General features: G+C 33.6%; 17 protein-coding genes. 9 read left to right on the top strand and 8 right to left on the bottom strand.

Features of this window, described 5'->3' with window-relative positions; all coding sequences use genetic code 11:
• The first annotated feature begins 389 nt into the window (after positions 1 to 389).
• The 5 genes from IV513_RS07495 (at position 390) to IV513_RS07475 (ending at position 8,712) form a co-directional block, all read left to right on the top strand.
• Positions 390 to 2,783 (top strand): TonB-dependent receptor, encoded by a 2,394-nt coding sequence (locus IV513_RS07495; protein WP_209389989.1) that lies wholly within the window; start codon positions 390 to 392, stop codon positions 2,781 to 2,783.
• A gap of 21 nt (positions 2,784 to 2,804) precedes the next feature.
• Positions 2,805 to 3,395, top strand: a complete 591-nt coding sequence (locus IV513_RS07490) for a hypothetical protein (RefSeq protein WP_209389988.1) — start codon at positions 2,805 to 2,807, stop codon at positions 3,393 to 3,395.
• Positions 3,396 to 3,538: 143 nt separating this feature from the next.
• Positions 3,539 to 4,873: a trigger factor gene (locus IV513_RS07485; RefSeq protein WP_209389987.1), complete on the top strand. Its 1,335-nt coding sequence runs from the start codon at positions 3,539 to 3,541 to the stop codon at positions 4,871 to 4,873.
• 110 nt (positions 4,874 to 4,983) lie between these two features.
• Positions 4,984 to 5,664 carry a hypothetical protein gene (locus IV513_RS07480; RefSeq protein ID WP_209389986.1) on the top strand — a complete coding sequence of 227 codons (681 nt, stop codon included), beginning with the start codon at positions 4,984 to 4,986 and terminating at the stop codon, positions 5,662 to 5,664.
• Between the two features lie 198 nt (positions 5,665 to 5,862).
• Positions 5,863 to 8,712, top strand: a complete 2,850-nt coding sequence (locus IV513_RS07475) for a pitrilysin family protein (protein ID WP_209389985.1) — start codon at positions 5,863 to 5,865, stop codon at positions 8,710 to 8,712.
• A 98-nt stretch (positions 8,713 to 8,810) separates the two neighbouring features.
• On the opposite strand, the gene IV513_RS15935 is transcribed toward IV513_RS07475, so the two are convergent.
• Positions 8,811 to 9,416 carry an NUDIX hydrolase gene (locus tag IV513_RS15935; protein WP_209389984.1) on the bottom strand — a complete coding sequence of 202 codons (606 nt, stop codon included), beginning with the start codon at positions 9,414 to 9,416 and terminating at the stop codon, positions 8,811 to 8,813.
• Positions 9,417 to 9,445: 29 nt separating this feature from the next.
• On the opposite strand from IV513_RS15935, the gene IV513_RS07465 reads away from it, so the two are divergent.
• The gene (locus IV513_RS07465) at positions 9,446 to 9,835 is read left to right on the top strand and encodes an SRPBCC family protein (protein ID WP_209389983.1); all 390 of its coding nucleotides are present in this window, start codon (positions 9,446 to 9,448) and stop codon (positions 9,833 to 9,835) included.
• A 29-nt stretch (positions 9,836 to 9,864) separates the two neighbouring features.
• On the opposite strand, the gene IV513_RS07460 is transcribed toward IV513_RS07465, so the two are convergent.
• Genes IV513_RS07460 through IV513_RS07450 form a run of 3 tightly spaced genes read right to left on the bottom strand, consistent with a single transcriptional unit; the run spans position 9,865 to position 12,788 of the window.
• Positions 9,865 to 10,908: an anhydro-N-acetylmuramic acid kinase gene (locus IV513_RS07460; protein ID WP_209389982.1), complete on the bottom strand. Its 1,044-nt coding sequence runs from the start codon at positions 10,906 to 10,908 to the stop codon at positions 9,865 to 9,867.
• 3 nt (positions 10,909 to 10,911) lie between these two features.
• Positions 10,912 to 11,508 (bottom strand): LPS export ABC transporter periplasmic protein LptC, encoded by a 597-nt coding sequence (gene lptC / locus IV513_RS07455; RefSeq protein WP_209389981.1) that lies wholly within the window; start codon positions 11,506 to 11,508, stop codon positions 10,912 to 10,914.
• A 2-nt stretch (positions 11,509 to 11,510) separates the two neighbouring features.
• Entirely contained in the window at positions 11,511 to 12,788 is a 1,278-nt protein-coding gene (locus IV513_RS07450) for a hypothetical protein (RefSeq protein ID WP_209389980.1), read from the bottom strand.
• Between the two features lie 202 nt (positions 12,789 to 12,990).
• Between IV513_RS07450 and IV513_RS07445 the strand changes: the two genes are divergently transcribed.
• Positions 12,991 to 14,109, top strand: a complete 1,119-nt coding sequence (locus IV513_RS07445; protein ID WP_209389979.1) for a DNA polymerase III subunit delta' — start codon at positions 12,991 to 12,993, stop codon at positions 14,107 to 14,109.
• Between the two features lie 71 nt (positions 14,110 to 14,180).
• Here IV513_RS07445 and IV513_RS07440 read toward each other — a convergent pair whose 3' ends face one another.
• From IV513_RS07440 to IV513_RS07425, 4 genes are all read right to left on the bottom strand, one after another.
• Positions 14,181 to 14,843 (bottom strand): response regulator, encoded by a 663-nt coding sequence (locus IV513_RS07440; protein ID WP_209389978.1) that lies wholly within the window; start codon positions 14,841 to 14,843, stop codon positions 14,181 to 14,183.
• Positions 14,836 to 16,512: an ATP-binding protein gene (locus tag IV513_RS07435; protein ID WP_209389977.1), complete on the bottom strand. Its 1,677-nt coding sequence runs from the start codon at positions 16,510 to 16,512 to the stop codon at positions 14,836 to 14,838. The genes IV513_RS07440 and IV513_RS07435 overlap by 8 nt, the downstream gene beginning before the upstream one ends.
• A gap of 201 nt (positions 16,513 to 16,713) precedes the next feature.
• On the bottom strand, positions 16,714 to 17,139 hold the full coding sequence (locus tag IV513_RS07430) for an outer membrane beta-barrel protein (RefSeq protein WP_317196407.1): 426 nt from the start codon (positions 17,137 to 17,139) through the stop codon (positions 16,714 to 16,716).
• Between the two features lie 106 nt (positions 17,140 to 17,245).
• Positions 17,246 to 18,202 (bottom strand): PhoH family protein, encoded by a 957-nt coding sequence (locus tag IV513_RS07425; protein ID WP_209389975.1) that lies wholly within the window; start codon positions 18,200 to 18,202, stop codon positions 17,246 to 17,248.
• Between the two features lie 122 nt (positions 18,203 to 18,324).
• Here IV513_RS07425 and IV513_RS07420 point away from each other — a divergent pair, with 122 nt between their 5' ends.
• Entirely contained in the window at positions 18,325 to 19,152 is an 828-nt protein-coding gene (locus tag IV513_RS07420) for an S-adenosyl-l-methionine hydroxide adenosyltransferase family protein (RefSeq protein WP_209389974.1), read from the top strand.
• Between the two features lie 63 nt (positions 19,153 to 19,215).
• The gene (locus IV513_RS07415; RefSeq protein ID WP_209389973.1) at positions 19,216 to 20,526 is read left to right on the top strand and encodes a dihydrolipoamide acetyltransferase family protein; all 1,311 of its coding nucleotides are present in this window, start codon (positions 19,216 to 19,218) and stop codon (positions 20,524 to 20,526) included.
• The last annotated feature ends 56 nt before the right edge of the window (positions 20,527 to 20,582 follow it).

The raw sequence follows: 20,582 nt of genomic DNA, 5'->3' as shown, positions 1-20,582 counted from the left end.
CTTCTGTCCCAAAATGTGCTGAAAAACTGAATAAATTCATATCTAATTGTTTGATTACTACAAATATACAAAAGTTATGATAAATTACGGATATTCATTTAAAATATGATTGAAGGTATTCAATAATCATAACTTCTGAAATATTTTATTCAAACTAATTGAGTGATGATTTTTATTTCAATTTTAAAAACGAAATAAATGATTCTCTTTATTGATGATGTTTTAGATTATTTGTAGAATATCTTTCGTAATCCGGCTTAAAAGTTCTGAATTTTTCAATTCGACCTACCAAAAATTTAAACCTTTTTTTTAACGAAAAATGAATTTGATGTGTTGAAATACGCTAATGTTTTCAATATTTCAGATCATATCATTCAATTGATTTAACTATGAAATTGATCGTAAGTTTTTTGCTGATCCTTACAGGATTAGTCAATATTAATGCGCAAAAATCTTTTACTGTAAAAGGTATCGTGCAGGATTTTCATGACAAAACTAAGCTGGGAAATGCAGAAGTTTACATAGGAGAGTATTCTGCCAAAACCGATAAAAACGGGCAGTTTTCTTTCGAGAAAATTCCAGCCGGAAATTATAAGCTCATTGCTAAGCATCCCGATTGTAACGATTATACTGAAAATATAGAAGTTACAAAGGATATATATATTACCATTACTTTAGAACATCATGTTCAGGACATTGAAATGGTAACAATACACGGAAGCCATAAGAATAATGGGAGTATGGTCGTAAAAACAATAGACCAATCTACAATTTCCAGAAATGTAACCGAAAATTTAGGAAATCTTTTAACCAATATTTCGGGTGTAAATGTTCTTAAAACAGGAAATAACATTAGCAAACCGATTATCCACGGCTTGTACGGAAGTAGAGTTTCCATTCTTAATGATGGTGTAAAACTTGCCGAACAGGAATGGGGCGTAGAACATGCACCGAATGTAGATGTTAATAATTTCGAGCATGTGGATGTGGTAAAAGGAGCTTCTGCTCTAAAATACGGCAGTGGAGCAGTAGGCGGGGTTGTAGTTCTGCAACCACAGATTCTTCCTAAAAAAGATACCATTATGGGAAATGTTTCCCTTTCGGGCATCTCTAACGGAAAAGGAGCTAATCTCAGTGTAAAACTCGCAAAAACATGGGAAAACGGATGGGCAGTAAAAACCAACGGAAGCTACAAAAAACTTGGCGATCTGGAAGCTCCGGAATATGGTCTTATGAATACAGGTGCAGAAACTTCAGGATTTAATTTTGGGGTTCAGAAAATGAATTTTAATCATGGTTTTTCTTTCGATTATTATCTTACCAAAAGTTCTATAGGAATTCTTAGAAGCTCCCATGTGGGTAATTCTGAAGATTTACTGAGAGCACTTACAGCACCGGAGCCTTTTTATCAGAGAGATTTCAGCTATGAAGTGGGAAATCCAAGACAGGAAATTGAACACCATATAGCAAAAGTTTCCGGGTATAAAAGATTCGAAAACTTTGGGAAAATTACTGCAACGTACAGTTTACAATATAACCACAGAAAGGAATACGATATAAGACGTACCGAAGAGCTCAATAAAAAGGCTGCACTGGATTTGGAACTGGTAACCAACGATTTTAATGTTAATCATTTAATTGAAAGAGGAAAATGGAATCTTGAATCCGGGATTAACGCGGGATATCAAAATAATTATTCCAATACCAATACCGAAGCCAGAAGATTAGTTCCGAATTACGACCGTTTCTACGGCGGAGTATATTCTGTATTGAAATATAAAGTTGCTCCGGAATTAGACTTAGAAGCAGGAGGTAGATACGATTATGATCGTTATGAAGTAACGAAATGGTACGATTTAAGCGACTGGAATAAGTTGTATGCTTCAGATTTCAGCGATTTTGTAACGAGAATCAATAAAAACAGAATTCTTACAAAACCGGTTTTAAATTACCATAATATTTCTGCCAATGCGGGTATTGTATATCATCCATCGGCATATTTCGATTTAAAACTGAATTATGCCAGAGTTTCCAGATCGCCAAATATTGCAGAATTATTTGCAGATGGGCTGCACCATTCTGCAGCGATTATTGAAAGAGGAAACATGAGAATGAAAAATGAAACCGGAAATCAGTTCAATCTGGTAGCGAATATGAAAGCGAATGTTTTAGGCGGATTAAATGTTTCTGTAAATCCGTATCTTTTTTACACCAAGAATTTTATTAACCAAATTCCTACAGGTTATCAAAATACACAGTGGGGTGGTGCATTTGTCGTATATAATTACGAACAGGTTAATGCTAAAATGTATGGTGTAGATCTAGATGTTCAGTTGAAAATATCAGATAATCTTCTCTATAAAGGAAGTGGTTCTTATGTGTATGGACAAGACCTTACGAACGATGTTCCTCTTATTATGATGATGCCTCCGAATTTTAACAATTCATTGGAATTCAGCAAAAAAGAATGGAAGAACTTTTATTTCAACGTTAGCAATAATACGTATCTTAAACAGACGAGATTTCCGGTATATAACGTTCCTATCCGATTGTTCGACTCAGATGGAAATCCTTACAACCAGATGGTGGATATTTCTACGCCGCCAAATGGTTACTCACTTTGGAATCTTCAGACCGGACTGAATTTTTCTAAAAATTTCGGGATGGATTTTTCTGTCCGAAATGTATTGAACAAATCTTACAGAGATTATCTCAACAGACTTCGTTTCTTTTCTAATGAAATGGGAAGAAACTTTATTTTAACTCTAAAATATCAATTTTAACAACTTTAAAATTTTAAAAAAATGAAAAATACTTTCAAAAATACCAAACTTATTATAGCACTTTTTTTCTTAGCTTTATCTCTAAGTTTATCTTCATGCAGACATAATGATGATAACGAAAAAGACGATCTTCCTCAGGAAGAATTATCAGATGTGCTTTTAAAAGTTACCGATCAGGCAACTGGTGTTCCCGTTACTTACGATTATCAGGTGAACAGCACTTCTAATCCGAATATAAAACTAATAGACGGGCATACTTACAATGTAGAAGTGATGTTTAAAAATGGTGCTGAAGATGCTACACAGGAAATAAAAGAAGCTGTAAATGAACACTTTTTAGTGTATAATTTCCCTAATTCGGATATTACACTTACCCGTACCGATTCTTCCGATTTTACAAGAGGCGATGGGAACAGAGTAGGGATAAAAACAAAATGGGTAGTGAATACTGCCGTTAAAAATACAGCTGCTCCAGCACAGTTGGTTCTTACATTATTTCATGAGCCGGTAACGGTTTCAGAAGCTTCATCGGTAAGTGGTAATGGTGTAATTTACGGAACTCATACTGGTGGAGAGACCGATGCACAGGCAAATTATAATATTACGTATTAATATATTTTTTAATCTTGTAACCAAAAACCATCGAATTTTTTCGATGGTTTTGTTTTTAACAACATTTTGCTTTTTTTAGTTGATTTAAATGAATGATTTTCATAAAAATTTCCTATTTTTGCAACCTAAAATTTTAATCGATAATGAACGTTACAGCTCAAAATCATGATGATGTAAGTGCATTGCTTACAGTTACATTAGAAAAATCTGACTACAAAGATAAAGTAGAAAAACAGTTGATTAACTATGCCAAAAATGCGCAGGTTCCTGGTTTCAGAAAAGGAAAAGTGCCTTTGAGTATGGTAAGAAAACAATATGAAGCGGGTATTGCATTCGAAGAAATCAATAAGCAGGTTTCTGATGCTTTAAACAATTATATCAACGAAAATAAGCTAAGATTAGTAGGTCAGCCGGTTCCTCAACCTGTTAATGACTTCAATCATAATGCTGAAAAGCTTGAAGTAGCTTTCGAAGTTGGTTACGAGCCAGAATTCTCTATCGACCTTTCTAAATATGAGGCTCCTCACTACAAAGTGTCTGCTTCAGAAAAAGAAATCAGCAAGAGCATCGAGAATATGCAGAAACGTTTTGCAGAACAAGTTCCGCAAGATAAAATTACAAAAGATTCTTATGTAGCTTTAGAAATTACTCAGGTAGTTGAAGAAAATGCAGAAGGAGAACACCACCACCATCCAAAGAACGTTACCATTACAGCAGAAAATAAGGCTGCTTTCAAATTGGTGAAGTCTTTAAAAATGGATGAGTCTGTAAAAGTATCTAAAGAAACTTTAGTGTCTGATGAAGATTTGGCTAAAGATTTAGGATTCTCTAAAGAAGAGGCAGAAAGCTTACACCACGCTGAGCTTGAAGTAAAAGTAAAAGATTTTTATTCTTTGAATCTTGCTGAACTTAACCAGGAACTTTTTGATAAAGTATACGGTGAAGGAAACATTAAAACTGAAGAAGAGCTTAAAGAAAAAGTAAAATCTGAATTGGATGAATACTTCCAGCAAAATGCAGATGTTCACTTCGTGAATAAAGTATTGGAGCAGGTTTCTGAAAAAGAAGAAGTAAAACTTCCTGAAGAATTCTTAGTAAAATGGTTGATGTTCTCTAACCAGAATATCCACACCGAAGAGCAGGCAAAAGAAATCTTTGAAGCAGAAAAAAATCAGTTGAAATATCAGATTATTGAAGGGAAACTGATGAGCGAAAACGAAATTCAGTTAGACTACGCAGATATCTTGTCTCAGGCAGAACAGTTGGTGAAAAACCAGTTGGCAATCTACGGAATACACCATTTAGGTGACGAAGAAATTCAGAAATATGCTGTTGAAATGCTAAAAGATCAGGAGCAGGTAAGACAAATTTCTTCTGAAGTTGCAATGACTAAACTGAAAGATGTTATTCTTGAAAAAGCTGCAAAAAAAGAAACTGAAATCTCTCATGATGAGTTTTTAGAAGAGCTTAAAAAGTAATTTTTTATACTATATTGAAGTGCCTCCAAAATTTTTGGAGGCATTTTAGTTTTCTGTTTTCAAATTAAACTCGTCTTTTTTATTTTGTATCTTTACGTATAAAAATTTATATGAAAAAAATAATAATTCCAATATTCAGCGTGCTGTTGTTTTCAACTTCTATGGACGCAAAAGTTTCTGCCATAGTCATTGAGAAAGAAATTATCAATACCAATGTAACTCCGCAAGTTGTTATAGAAAAATACATTGATGCACTTGGAGGAAGATCGAAATTGAGTGCCGTAAAATCTACGGTAAGTGAAGATGTTATCTATGCTCAAGGAATCGAGATTACTTCGGTAACCAAGAAGATGGGCAATAAATTCAGATCCGTTCAGAATGTTATGGGTAAAGAAATTATGAGTGTGTTCGATGGAGAAAAAGGATATTCTACGCAAACCGGACAAAGAGTAGATTTTACTTCAGAAAAAATTGCAGAACTGAAAAAGGGTAAAACGATAGATGCTTTGGGATTTGATGCTTCCAAATATACTTCTGCTGTAGAAACTTTAGAAGGTAAGGAGTATAATGTTTTAATTTCTAACGGTACTAAGCTCTATTTTGATGTTTCTACAGGATTGCTTTACAAAACTGTTAATGCGCAAAGCAGTGCTTTAATTAAAAGCTACATCACAGTTGACGGAATGAAATTTCCCGAAGTTATTGAAGCTGAAGGTGGAGGACAAAAAGTGGTAATTAAAACTTCAAAAGTTACTCTCAATACTGATATCAGCGATAATGATTTTAAATAAAATTATTTATTTAACATAATATAACCGGATTTGTTCCGGTTTTTTTATTTCTGAAAGTATTTTAACGAATGTTTAACTAAAAAACATACGTTTTGTTGTTTGGGTGTATTTATTTTTACCGTCAGATAAAATATAATTACTATTTCTTCGTTAGGTGAATAGTTATATTATAAACTATAAATCAATAATCAAACAATAATGAAAAAAAAGTTTTCGTCGTTTGCAGCAATTTTCCTTTTGTCTGCAACTGCTTTTGCACAGAATATCCCCGTAGATCCGTCTGTAAGGATTGGTACTCTTCCCAATGGGATGAAATATTACATCAAGAAAAACACTTTACCGGAGAAAAAAGTAGATTTCAGGCTGGCTATTAACGCCGGATCTATTCTGGAAGATGAAAATCAGAGAGGTCTTGCCCATTTCATGGAACACATGAACTTTAATGGAACCAAAAATTTTCCAGACAATAAATTGGTAGATTTTCTACAGTCGATTGGCGTGAAATTCGGACAACATTTAAATGCTTATACAAGCTTCGACGAAACTGTTTACATGCTTCCTGTTCCGCTAGATAAGCCAGGGAACTTAGATTCCGGACTTAAGGTGATGGAAGATTGGGCTTTTAATGCTACTCTTACAGATACTCAAATTAATAAGGAAAGAGGTGTTGTTTTGGAGGAACTGAGATTAGGTTTGGGTGCCGATAAAAGAATGTCTGATAAATATCTTCCGAAGTTGCTTTATAAATCTCAGTATGCAGAAAGACTTCCTATTGGTAAGAAAGAAGTTTTGGAGAACTTTAAGCCTGAAGTTATCAGACAGTTTCATAAAGATTGGTACAGACCAGACCTTATGGCACTTGTAGGGGTAGGAGATATTAATGTAGATGAGGTAGAAAAGAAAATTAAAGATAACTTCAGTAAGTATAAAAATCCTTCTAAACCGAGAGAAAGAAAAGTTTTTGAACTTCCGAACCATCAGGAAACACTGGTTGCAATAGAAACAGATCCTGATGCTACCAATTCTATGGTTCAGTTTATCATGAAAGATAAGGAAGCGTATAAACCCGATGTTACAGTAGAGCAATATAACCAGAGCTTAATCGAAAGTCTGGCTACAACTATGCTAAACAACAGGTTGAGAGAATTGGTAAATTCTAACAATCCTCCTTTTACATTCGGATCGGTTTATCATGGCGGAACGTATGCAAGAACTAAGGAAGCTTTCCAGGGTTTTGCAATGGTAAAAGAAGGAAATCAGGTAAATGCCTTGAAGGTTCTTTTGGAAGAAACCGAAAGAGCAAAAAGATTTGGTTTTACTCAGGGAGAATTAGACAGAGCAAAGTCTCAGACAATGTCTAATATGGAAAGATCTTACAATAACCGTGACAAAACAGAAAGCGATATGCTTGTTAACGAATATGTAAGAAATTTCCTGGAGCAGGAACCTATGCCGGGAATTGCCTGGGAATATGAAGAGGTTAAAACTTTCTTACCAACGGTTACTTTGGCTCAGACCAATGATGTGATTAAAAAAATGGTGAAAGATGACAGTAGAGTTATTGTTATTACAGGTCCTAAAAAAGACAATGTAACAATGCCAACAGAAGCTTTAGTTTTGAAAACTTTTGATGATGTGAAAATGGCAGATCTTAAGCCTTATGAAGAGAAAGCTGCTATCAAGAATTTGGTGAAACCTTTTAAATCTGAAGGTAAGATTACTAAATCAGAAACCGATGCCAAATTAGGAACAACTACATGGACGCTTAGCAACGGTGCAAAAGTTACTTTTAAAAAGACAGACTTCAAAGACGATGAAATTGTATTCACGGCAAGAAGTATGGGAGGAAACTCTTTGTTGAATGATGCAGATTACAATAAAACGCAGTTCGCTTATCAGGCATTGTCTGAAGCAGGAGTAAATGGCTATTCTAAAGCAGATTTAACCAATTATCTTGCCGGTAAACAGGTAAGTGTAAGTCCGTTCATTAGTGGTATTGTAGAAGGAATTTCAGGAAGAACAAACCAGAAAGATTTAAGTTCTGCAATGGAGTTAATGTATTCTTACTTTACAAGTCTTAATTACAGTCCGGAAGCATTTAATGCTTATAAAATGAAGCAGTCTGCAATGCTGGATAATATGCTTTCTAATCCTCAAACTTATTTCGCCAGTGAGCATGCTAAATTTACCAATCAGAAAAACCCGAGATTTATAGGAATTCTTCCTTTAGAAAAAGATTGGGCAGCAACAGATTATAAAAAAGCATATGATGTTTACAAAGAAAAATTTGCCAATGCAGGAAACTTCCACTTTTACTTTGTAGGAAATATCGATGAGGCAAAATTCAAAAATGAAGTTTTACAATACATAGCAAGTTTGCCTACAACGGGTAAAGCAACCAACTTTAGAGATACAGGTTATAGATCGATTACCGGAGATTATAATAAAGTCTACAAAAAAGGAAAAGATCCTAAAAGTATGGTTCAGATTGTATATTCTGGTGAAGCACCTTACAACGAAAAAGAAGCTATGGCTCTTTCTGCTTTGGGAGAAGTGGCTACGATTAAAGTGATCGAAAAATTAAGAGAAGACGAAAGCGGAATTTATGGTGGTGGTGCAAGAGGTTACATGGGAAAAGTTCCTTATGGTAGCTACAGCTTCAGTGTAAGTTTCCCTTGCGGACCAGAAAATGCAGATAAATTAACGAAGAGTGCTATTGCCGAAGTTCAAAAATTAATTGATAAAGGTCCTGAACAAAAAGACCTCGACAAGTACAAAGAAGGTGAGATGAATGACTATAAAACAGACATTAAAGATAATTCTTACTGGATGAGTGCTATTGCTAAAAATCAACTGGATGGAAGCGATAAATATGATATTCTGAATTACGAACAGAAAGTAAAAGCTTTAACCGTAAAAGATTTGCAGGATGTTGCTAAAAAATATCTTACAAAAAACAGAATTATTGCTACATTAATGCCTGAAGACGGATGGGAAAAATCTGTAAAAAAGGAAAGTACTGAAGTGAAAGCTACAGTGAAAAAATAAATTTAATAGCACTGTTTTAAAGTGTAACATAAAAAAATGCTCAGAGGTATAATCTGAGCATTTTTAATTTTAATAGTTTGAATTTAATTAATTGTAGATTAATTTTTGAAATATAATTCATTAATAATCAATTGGATGTTTTTGAAAGTGTTGGGGAAAACTTCATTTTCTATCTGATTTCTGTTTTTCCATGCAACTTCGGTAATACCTTCTTCAATTTGTGGTTTAGAAGTGTCTTTTCCATCGAAAAACATTTCAAACCAATGCGTGTACTTCAAAACCTTGTCCCCGTTTCTTTCGGTGTAGATATGATAAGTTGTATTGATGAAATCTTTAAGCTCTACCTCTCTCAGACCGGTTTCTTCCTCTATTTCTCTTACAGCAGACTCTTCCCGAGATTCTCCTTTTTCCATCTTACCTTTAGGAAGATCCCATTTGCCGAGCCTTTTAATAAATAAAATATCACCGTTGGGTTTGCTTACCAATCCTCCGGCAGCTTCAATAATTCGGAAGAGCTTTTTAAATTCTTTCCAGATTTCATCGATATTTTCACCGTACACGTTCAGTTCCGAAGTGGAGGTATTCTCAAGAAGATCCAATGCAATTTCTAAAGTTGTGAAACTTTCGAAGCTAATAGATTTCTCTAAGTTTTCCTGGTTCTTAGATATCAATAATTTTTTTTCGTTCACAAAAACTTTATACATTTGTAAGAATTTAAATACAAAAATAAAAAATGAATTTAGAAGGACGAAAAATTATTGTCAATAAATCATCTAAAGATTTGTCTGAACTGCTAAAATCTCCTGAAAACTACAAAGCATTTATGCCGGATGGACTTCAGAAGTTTGAAACAAGGGAAGACGGCTTCAAATTCGGACTTCAGGGAATGCCGGAAATTGCTTTGAAAATTGACGAAGTAAACGACGATAAAGCCGTACTGAAATCGGCTAGTTCAAGCTTAGATTTTGCATTAACAGCCACATTGAAACCGCTGAACGAAAACCAAACAGAAGTTCAGATGCTTTTTGAAGGGAAATTTAACCCATTCATTAAAATGATGGTTGAAAAACCGCTTCAAAATTTTATCAATACGCTTACAGACAAGATCGAAGCTTATAAATAGAAACAGAACCTTCAGAAATGAAGGTTTTTTTATGCAATGATGCCGGAACTGTGGTCTTTGTAGCTTCCGGTTGCCGAAGAAAGTACATTGATCTCATTATTCAGTCTTAAAACTCCCATAAATGCAAAGATGAGGGCTTCTTTAAAATCAATAATATCTTTTTCAGGAATCACCAGTTCTGCTTTAGTTTTATTTTGCAGTTTCTCTACAAGAAAAGTATTGTAAGTTCCGCCACCGGTTAAAAGGACTTTTTTAAGCTGAAATTGATTGATAACTTCTGAAATCTGACAGGCAATATGCTCTGTGAAAGTTGCCAAGAGATCTTTTGGATCTTCATCTTCGAACAACGGAAAAATATGTGTATTGCACCATTCTATACCTAAAGATTTAGGGAAATTTTGAGAATAAAAATCTAAACTGTTGAGCTTTTTTAAAAGCAGGTCATCTATTTTTCCTTTGCGGGCAAAATCCCCGTTCTCATCAAATTTTTGGGACAGTTTTCTCGAAAGTTTATTTAAAATAATATTTACCGGACATATATCAAAAGCAATACGCTTATTTTCAGATGTAAAAGAAATATTAGAAAAACCTCCGAGATTAATGCAGGCATTGTAATCAGGAAAAAGATACTCATCACCAATAGGAACTAATGGAGCTCCGTTTCCACCCATCAAAACATCCTGAGAACGAAAATCGTAAACTACAGGAAGTCCAGTTGTAAGTTTTATGGCTCTTCCGTCTCCAATTTGCAAGGTAAATTTTCTTTTAGGCTGATGAAAAACGGTATGTCCGTGTGAAGCTACAAGGTTTATTTTTGGTAAATTATTTTCGGAGATAAATTCTTTTACTTTTTCACCAAGATAAAAACCGTAACTTGAATTCAGAGCTAATAGTTCTTGTGAAGATAAATGGATAGAATCTCGCAGTTGGTTTTCTAAAGAGTCTGGATAAGCAATTGTTTCTGCCTTTATAATCTTGAATTTCCAGCAGGAATTGTCTTTCCAGAACTGGGCAAGACAGATATCAAGACCATCCAGGCTTGTACCAGACATCAGACCAATTGCGGTAATCATTATTTATGGCTTTGGTTGTGCAAATTTAGCATTGTTAATGCTTACGTCACCAGAATTCTTGTAGAAAGTATATTCAGAAAAATCATCTTTTGCCGTCATTCCTTTAGCGTGTACAAGGGTAGAGCCGTCTTTCATGGTTGCATAAACGGTATCGTTGGTGTAAATTCTTTTCTTTTTCTGATCCCAATAGACACTTTGTGTAGCAAATCTCTGCCCGTCATTAGTAAGAATTTTTACATCGCCCTTTGCTTCATAAAACTGTTTGTACTCATAAATTTTTGCGTATTTGGCAGTAATATTTCCTGGGTTATTTGGTTTTTTCTTGTCGAAAAAATCGATTCTCATTCCCTTTTTTGCTATTGTATAAGGGCTGTCTATTAACTGGTATTTCTCAATGATAGGAGCGGTTGCCCTCAATTTTACAAAACCGGAATCTCTTTGAATAATTTTAGCATTATAGATAATCTGAGAAGGGAAATTTTTATTATCGTTACCATTAATTTTGGTAAGATCCTCTTCACAAGACGTTAATATAAAAAATATAGCACAACTAAAAAGGTATGCTATATATTTATTTTTGTTATGGGAAATAACTTTCATTATTAGTTATAAAGAGATTTTCTGAACCATTTGTCGGCAAAGTTGAAACCAATTTTTAAGTTGACAAAATTCTGGTTAATAAGGTTGTTCTTAAGAGTTCCTCTTTTACCAAGTTCTACAGCAATTTCCAAACCGCTCATTCTTGTAATGTTACTATTTTTGAAAGGAAGCATAACTCCGGCAGAAATACCAAATTTATTAATGCTGTTTCCGTAAAGTTCTATTCCTCCTTTTTCGTAGAACGCTCCGTAACGGTATACCACTCTGGAGAAGTAATTTCTAAAGTTGTTATAGTTTGGCAAATACCAACCTCCGGCAGAAATTCTGTAAGAATCTTTAAAAGCGAAAGTGTTTCCGAAATAGCTTATAGTTTCTCCTTTTTTATAATCAATCTGTCCGGAAAGAAACCATTCGTTTTCGCTACCATATCCAACTCCTACGGAAGCCTGAAGAGGCAAAAGGTTGTTAGAAGTTGTATTTTTCTGGTCTATAATAGTTTCGCCTGCTTTTACATCGACACCAGAATAATAATAAGTACTGTTTATGTACTCATTAGTCATATTACTGGTATTTCCAAATGTAGCAGTTGCTCCTAAGGTAAACTTTTTATCGGTTCTTGTATTGAGTTTCTGATAGCTGGTTCCTAAAGTGAAATTAAAATTCTTGATGCTGTTTTTAGTCTCGTAACCATTAATTAATTCAGCGGTAGAATAAGTAAGCTCATTCAGATCATATAAACTTCCAAAGTAATAATTTGCACGGGCTCCTACAGAAAATTCAGAATTAATTTTATAAGAAATGGCAGTCTGCGCTGTATTTAAAGTTCCGTTGCCTTTAAATCTGTTTCCTTCAATAGTTCCGTCACCCAATGTTTCTGTATGAATGATGTCATAACTTTTTGAACTGTAAGGCTGGTAAAGAAAACCCATTTTCACTTTAGATGAAACAGGGAACGCTATAGCGATATTAGATAAATATGTAGAATGTTTTGTAGATTTGGTATTGTTATAATTAGTTTTGAAGTAATTATTTTCATTGGTCGCTTCAAGTCTGATACTGGTAAGTTCAAAATTGTTGTTGTTTGCAGGGTTACCAAAGTTGAAATTACTTGTAAAATCACTAATATAAGCAGTAGAAATTCCTCCCATTGAAGAAGTTTCAATCGTATTATCATATTTTACATCTCCAATTCCATAAGTTGCATAAGGAGAGTTGCTTAAACTCTGCGCGTTAAGGAAATACCCCACCGAAATGAATGATAGTACAAAAATTTTTTTCATTCTAGATTTTTAAAATAATGCGCAAATATCTTAAATATTAATGAATTGTAAAAATTTACTGAGGTTAAAGTTTGTTAAGGGGGATGATATGGTAATTCATTAAGTAATTTTAATTCATCAGACATTTTTAAATCATGATGGAACAGTGTAAAATTCGCTGCCTGGTTTTTAGCTCTTCCTCAAATTTATTTATCTTTGATGCATGAATTGGGAAAACATTGCCGGACAGGAAAATCTTAAAAAACTCCTGAAAGATAGTATTTCGGAAAACAGAGTAAGCCACGCCCAGCTTTTTATAGGAAAAGAAGGGTATGGTACATTGCCTTTGGTTTTGGCGTATGCGAAAGAAATTCTGCAAGGTGAAAACGAACATGCAGCATCCAAAGTGGAGCATCTTAATCACTTAGATTTGCATTTCAGTTTTCCGGTATTTACTGAGGGCAAAAATGCTGTTAGCAAAAACAGATTTGATGATTTTAGGGACATGATTCTTCAGTCTCCGTATGCAAGTTATGATGACTGGACTGCACTTTTGGAATCCGAAAACAAACAACTTTTTATCTCTGCCGACGAAGTAGATGAACAAAACCAAAAGTTTGCTCTAAAAAGCTTTGAAGGGGGTACAAAAATTTTAATTGTCTGGAGAGCCGATAAAATGAATATTCCTGCATCCAATAAATTTCTTAAATTTTTGGAAGAGCCTCCTGCAAAAACCCTTATTTTTCTTACTGCAGATTCTACCGATGATATTCTCCCTACAATTCTGTCGCGTACTCAGATTATTGAAGTTCCAAGAATTTCAGATGAAGACATTCATAATTATCTGAGAAAGAATCTGGATTTGTCTGAAGATAAAATTCAGGAAGTTGCTCATCAGGCACAGGGAAACTTGAACGATGCACTTCGGTTTTTGAAATCTGAAACAAAAAATCCAGAGTTTGAAAAACTATTTGTGCAATGGGTTCGGGATGCTTTTATGGTGAAAAAGAAACCCGAGTTTCTTAAAAATATTATCCTTTGGGCAAGAGAAATTGCAGGCTGGAACAGAGAAAAACAAAAGAATTTTCTGGATTACGCTGCCGAAATTTTCAGATTGGCATTATTGCAGAACTACCAGTCTCCAAATCTTGTTTATAAAAAGATTGATGCTAATGGATTTAATTGGGAAGGGTTCTCGAGATTTATCAGTGGAGCAAATATTGTGAATATTTTAGAAGAAATAAGTACGGCAGATCATCATTTAACCCGAAATGGTAATCCCAAAATAGTGTGGACAGATTTGGGAATTAAACTTTCGAGATATATTCATAAAAATTCTTAAGGCTATGGGATTTATTCAGTAGTTTTTTAAGTAATTTTAAGGAATTAATAGCTGTTTGTAGAAATACCATATTATATAATTCCCATATCCTTGCAAATAACAATCATTTCGATATTGTTTTTTGCACCGAGAATTTCTCGCAATTCGCTTAATCGTTTTTCGATTGAACTTTTACTGTGTGGCTGTATTTTATTCTCTTTAAAATGTTTTTCTATGTCAGTTTGCTTTTGTCCTTTTGTAAGAAGATGCAGTAAGGTTAAGTCATAATCCGTAAAGTTGAATGAATAATTACGGATTGTATTAAGAATTTCCAAAGGAATTACTGTTTCACCTCCGAATACTTTTTTCATCGTGTTTCTCAGTTCTTTTCCATCGTTTCTGCCTTTGCTCACGAAACCATCTATATGGTGTGTTTTAAAAAGATCATCAATTATTTTGGGCTTATTTTCTATTGATAAAACAATGATCTTTAATTCTGGCTGAATTTCTCTTGCCTTATGTATTAATTCTTGTCCGGAACGAATATTTTGTTGAAGATAATCTGCATCGAAAGATAAATCGGTAATGAGTAAATCATAAGGATATTCTTCTTCTACAGCGGTCTGTAATTTCTCTACAGCCTCATCACAATAACTTACAAATTCAAAATTTTGAATATGCATATCGGTTAATGTGTTGATAACTCCGAGGTTTCTTATTTCGTGATCTTCTGCAATTAAAATTTTTTTAAACATACTTCAAATGTGTTGGAATGGTAATTTGTATTATTAATCCACCATTCGGATTTTTTTCAAAAATAATATCTCCACGCATTACTTCAATACGGTTTTCCGTATTTCGAATTCCGGTTCCTTTTTTATTTTCTAAATTGTTTATGCCTACGCCGTTATCAGTGTATTTTATGGTGATATTTTTTTTATTTTTTTCGAATTTTAGAGAGACTAAAGTTGCCTTACTGTGCTTTTTCATATTAACCAGAATTTCTCTGATGATATAATACAGCTCCGACTGTACATTATCTGATATGTTTTCCCAAATGTCTTTTTTGTAACCCACCGCCAAAATTCTTTGATTTTGAGATGAATAAGAATTTATCATCATACTGAATCGGGAATAAAAATCTTTTTCAGGAATTCTGTTATGTGCAATATCTCTAGATTCTTCATACATTTTTTCGATGCGGTTAAGAATTTTTTCTTTGTCTAAGTCAGGTTGGTTTTCAATTTCAATCATGGTATGATAAAGTCCGTTTGCAACCACATCATGTACTTTTTTAGAATATTTCAGTTCTGTATTTTTTATTTCTAAAAGTTTTTCCTGCTGAAGTCTTTGCTGCCTTTTTGTAAACCATAAAACCAACACGATTAAAATCGTAATGATCACCCCAATTATAATATATTGCTTAATGATATGGTTTTGTCTTTCAGTACTTTCAGCTTTTGCGGCTAGTAAGCTTGTCTTATTTTTTTCAGTTTCGTAACGAATCATCGCAAACTGATTTTTAGCTTTATTTCTCGCTGTCTGAACGCTGTCGCTAAGATTTTGATAAATCTTAAAATATTTTTTTGAATTCTGAAGATTGTCTAAAGGAATTAATTTTTGTAGTGCTTCCATTTGATCATCCGGACTTTGTAATTCTTTGGCGACTGCATACATTTTGTGGGCATAAAATAATGCAGAATCTGGTTCTTTTTCAGTATAGTAATCTGAAAGATGGGCATAAGTGGAGTTGAGTCCCCAATTGTCTTTTTCGTTTAATCTTATTTTTAAAGCTTTCTGATACTCCGGAACAGGATTGTAGTTTGGATTTTCCAGATATTTTGCCAGAGCAAGATTATCCAATATTCTAGAATAAGAATTGCTGTTTTCGGAAGCTTTTGGTAAACTATAGCTCAGTATTTCTATGGCTGTCTTATAATTTTTATTTCTTCTGTAGTTATTGGCAAGATTAGTGGTATAAATATTTTTATTGATAGAATCTTGAGAGAAAGAAATCGCTTTTTTATAAAACTCTATAGCCTTTTTATAATCTTTTAGTTTGCTTGAAAGCATTCCTAGAGTGTTGTAATTTATAGATAAATAGGTATGGTTAAGCGTATTGTTTTCGTTGAGATATTTTAATGCACTTAATCCTGTTTCTTGGCTTCCGAAATAATCACCTTTTGTTTCTTGTATTATGGCAAGATTTGCCAGACATTTCCCTATACCAAAACTGTCTTTTTGTTGAAAAAAAACATCTTTTGCTTTATAAAAATATAAAAATGAGCTGTCGGTTTTTCCTTCTTCCTTGTAATCAAAGGCTTTTTCATAAAAAGCATTGGTTTCTTTTTTTTCTTTTGGAGGATTTTTTGAACAGGATATTATTAATAAAAAAAGAAATAATAAAAGTGGAAAATTTTTCAAGGACTTTAGTTTTGTCTAAATTATAAAAAAATAGCGAAAGAATGAATTGATAAGGAGCTGATGAGTTATTACATTTTTACAAAATATGTAGAAAATAACTAACTATTTCAAACAGCATTACTTAAATACAAAATTCCCGATTTAGGAATCTAAATCGGGAATTGTAAATATTAAAACTTGTAGAATATCTTATTTTTAAGATTAGTTTCCTCCAAACTTGAAACCTACACCAACCTGTAAAAAGCTGTTGGTAAGTTTTCCGTCACCAGAATCTTTCGCAAGGTTAGAAACTCCATAATTGTATCTTGCATCAATAAATAATCCGTTTTCAAATGCGTATTCTACACCCAAAAATGGAGCGATATTTAAAGTGTTTACTTGGTCTTTGATGTCGCTTTCATCACTTCCTGAGAGCTCAAAACCAGGAACCAGTCCAAAGCTAACATCAGCTACTGTTTTAGATTTCGCAGAAAGAATTAATCCGAAACTTGCACCTGCAGAAACTGAAAAGTTTTCTGAGATAAAATATTTAGCAGATACCGGAATGAGTACTGTACCAAAAGTAGTTTTGTTGCGTACTTTTATGTATGTCGACATATCATTTGGATCTTCAGCCTTTTCGTTGATTTTTCCACCAATTTTATAATAATATTAGCATTCAAATATATCACTTTTCATGGAATATTAAAATAATTTTATAAAAATCTGAAAACTTATTAATCATAAACAGAATTTATTCTCTATTTCTTTTTTCTTCCTCGTTATATGCAAGAATAATTTTCTTCACAACCGGATGTCTTACCACATCTTCTTCTGTAAGATATACAAAACCAATTTCTTTTACTTCTTTCAGAATTCTCATGGCTTCTTTTAGTCCAGAGTGCTGTTTTGGAGGTAAATCTATCTGAGTAGGATCTCCGGTGATGATAAATTTAGCATTCATACCCATTCTCGTAAGAAACATTTTCATTTGAGCGTGTGTGGTATTTTGTGCCTCATCTAAAATAACAAAAGCATCATCTAAAGTTCTTCCTCTCATGAAAGCTAACGGAGCAACTTCTATTACTTTTTTTTCAATGAAACCTTCGAGTTTTTCATGCGGAATCATGTCACGAAGAGCATCATAGAGCGGTTGCAAATAAGGATCAAGCTTTTCTTTAAGATCGCCAGGCAAAAAACCAAGACTTTCTCCAGCTTCTACAGCCGGTCTTGTGAGAATAATTCTTTTTACCTGTTTATCTCTTAGAGCTTTTGCGGCTAATGCAACACTTGTGTAAGTTTTACCGGTTCCGGCAGGACCAATAGCGAAAACCATATCTTTTTTTTCGGTTTCTTTTACCAGTTTTTTAAGATTGGTGGTTTTTGCCTTAATAATCTTGCCATTTACACCTTTTACAATGATGTCCTGGTCGAAAACAAGCTGTTTCTCATTTTCATCCTTTATATTCAGGATATTTTCTACATCTTTCAGCTCAATAGAATTGTTTTGGGAAATGTAAGCAACAATATCGTCAAGCTTTTTTCTGAATATATCTAAAGCTTCCTTATTCCCCATTGCAAAGATGTAATGATCTCTACCTGTAATTTTTAGACTCGGAAAGCTGGATTTTATTAAATTGAAATATTGGTTATTAACTCCGTAAAAGTTTTTTGCATCAATACCTTCTAAATCATACGTTAATTCAAACATGCAAATATTTTTTAGTTCTTAAATTTAATGGTTTTTTTCAGATCTTCATCAAAATTCTTATCCACAAATTTTATTCCTTTCCTTTTATTTTGAATAAATTTGCAAATCCATCATTTTTTATCATGTCGATTATTACCCTTACTTCAGATTTCGGATATTTAGATTACAGAGTTTCAGCAATGAAAGGAAAAATTCTGTCTTTAAACCCCGAAGTTACAACGGTGGATATTACGCACGACATTCAGGCACATAATTTAATACAAACTTCATATATCGTTAGAAATGCGTATCAGTATTTTCCTAAAGGTGCTATACATATAATTTCTGTAGACAGTTTTTTTCATAAATCAAGAAAAAATATTGTGTACAAGGCGGATGGTTCTTATTTTATTGCAGCCGATAACGGATTACTGAGTCTTATTTTTTTCGACATTAAGCCAGAAGCGGTTTATGAAATTACGTTAAACAACCGTTTTGATGATATTGTAAATTTTACTTCTACAGATGTTTTCATTCCTGTTGCTGTACATTTGGCAAACGGCGGATTGCCCGAAGTTATAGGAAGAAAAATTGAATCTCCAAAGCAATTGCTGTTTCCAAAGCCTGTTTTTAATGAAAATGAAAAAATGATTATTGGAGAAGTAATGTATATTGATAATTTCGGAAATATTATATCCAATATCAGTAAAGATTTTTTTGAAAGTTTAGCAAAAGGTTATGAGAACTTCACCATCAAATTTAGAAATCTGAGTTTGTCTAAAATTTATTCCAGCCATTGTGAAGTCGTAACAGATTGGAATAGAGAAACCGAATACCACGGGCAGTCTGCGGCAATCTTCAACGATAGTGGCCAACTAGAACTTACGATTTACAAAGGCAGCAAGAAGAATGGGGCAAAAACACTTTTCGGTCTGAATGTTGGGGAAAATATTTACATCGAATTTTTCTAAAATTATCTATTTCATAAAAAAACCGATTTTTTTTATATATTTGTCAAAACCTAAAATTTAAAAATGGCAGAATACAAATTATTGCTTCCTTCTATGGGAGAAGGTGTGATGGAAGCTACGGTTATCACTTGGCTGTTCAACGAAGGAGATCAGGTGAAAGAAGATGATTCGGTAGTAGAAATTGCGACAGATAAGGTAGATTCAGACGTTCCGACACCAGTTTCGGGAAAAATTGTGAAAATTCTTAAACAGAAAGATGAGGTTGCAAAAGTAGGGGAAGCCATCGCTATTTTAGAAATTGAAGGCGAAGGTGAAAGTACACCTTCTGAAGAGGTTAAAAATGAAGTTGCGGCTACTACTCCAGATACCGAAACTTTAAAAACCATTGAAGAACCATTAAAAGTTGCTGCATCAACAGAGTTTTCGGGAGATTTATATCTTTCTCCTTTAGTAAAATCTATTGCACAACAGGAAAATATCTCAGAATCTGAACTTAAAACGATTAAGGGAAGTGGTTTAGAAGGAAGAATTACAAAAGAAGATATTTTAGCTTACGTAAAGAATAGAGGAAATCAACCAGTTCAGCAATCGGCTCCGGTTCAGCAGGCTGTTTCTGCACCTCAAACTGTTGCTACAGCTCCTGCTACAACTATTTCTACATCTGTAGGGGACGAAGTAATTCCTATGGACAGAATGAGAAAGATTATTGCTGAAAATATGGTGAAAGCAAAACAAATTGCTCCTCACGTTACTTCTTTCATAGAAACAGATGTTACCAATGTTGTAAAATGGAGAAATAAGCATAAAGATATTTTTGAGAAACGAGAAGGAGAAAAACTTACCTTCATGCCGATTTTTGTAAGAGCGGTTGTAAAAGCAATTCAGGATTTCCCAATGATTAATGTTTCTATTAACGGCGAAAATATCATCAAAAAGAAAAATATTAATATTGGTATGGCAACAGCTTTACCAGACGGAAATCTTATTGTTCCGGTTATTAAAAATGCAGATCAGTTATCATTATCTGGTTTGGCAAAAGCAATAAACGATTTGGCTTACAGAGCAAGAAATAAAAAATTAAGACCAGAAGATACACAGGGAGCAACTTATACTATTTCTAACGTTGGTAGCTTTGGAAACCTTATGGGAACGCCAATTATTCCTCAGCCACAAGTTGCTATTTTGGCAATTGGAGCTATTGTTAAAAAACCAGCAGTTCTAGAAACAAAAGATGGGGATGTAATTGCCATTAGACAGTTAATGTTCATGTCTCATTCTTACGATCATAGAGTTGTAGATGGTTCTCTTGGAGGAATGATGTTAAAGCATGTTCATGATTATCTTCAGAACTGGGATCTGAATACAGAAATATAAAATCAATTATTTATTTTAATAATAAACCTTCGGAATTTTTCGGAGGTTTTTTTGTT

The organism is Chryseobacterium sp. RR2-3-20, from assembly GCF_017808115.1.
Taxonomy (GTDB): Bacteria; Bacteroidota; Bacteroidia; order Flavobacteriales; family Weeksellaceae; genus Chryseobacterium; species Chryseobacterium oryzae.
The sequence above is the reverse complement of the archived record's forward strand: the minus strand, read 5'-3'. Positions and strand labels throughout refer to the sequence as shown.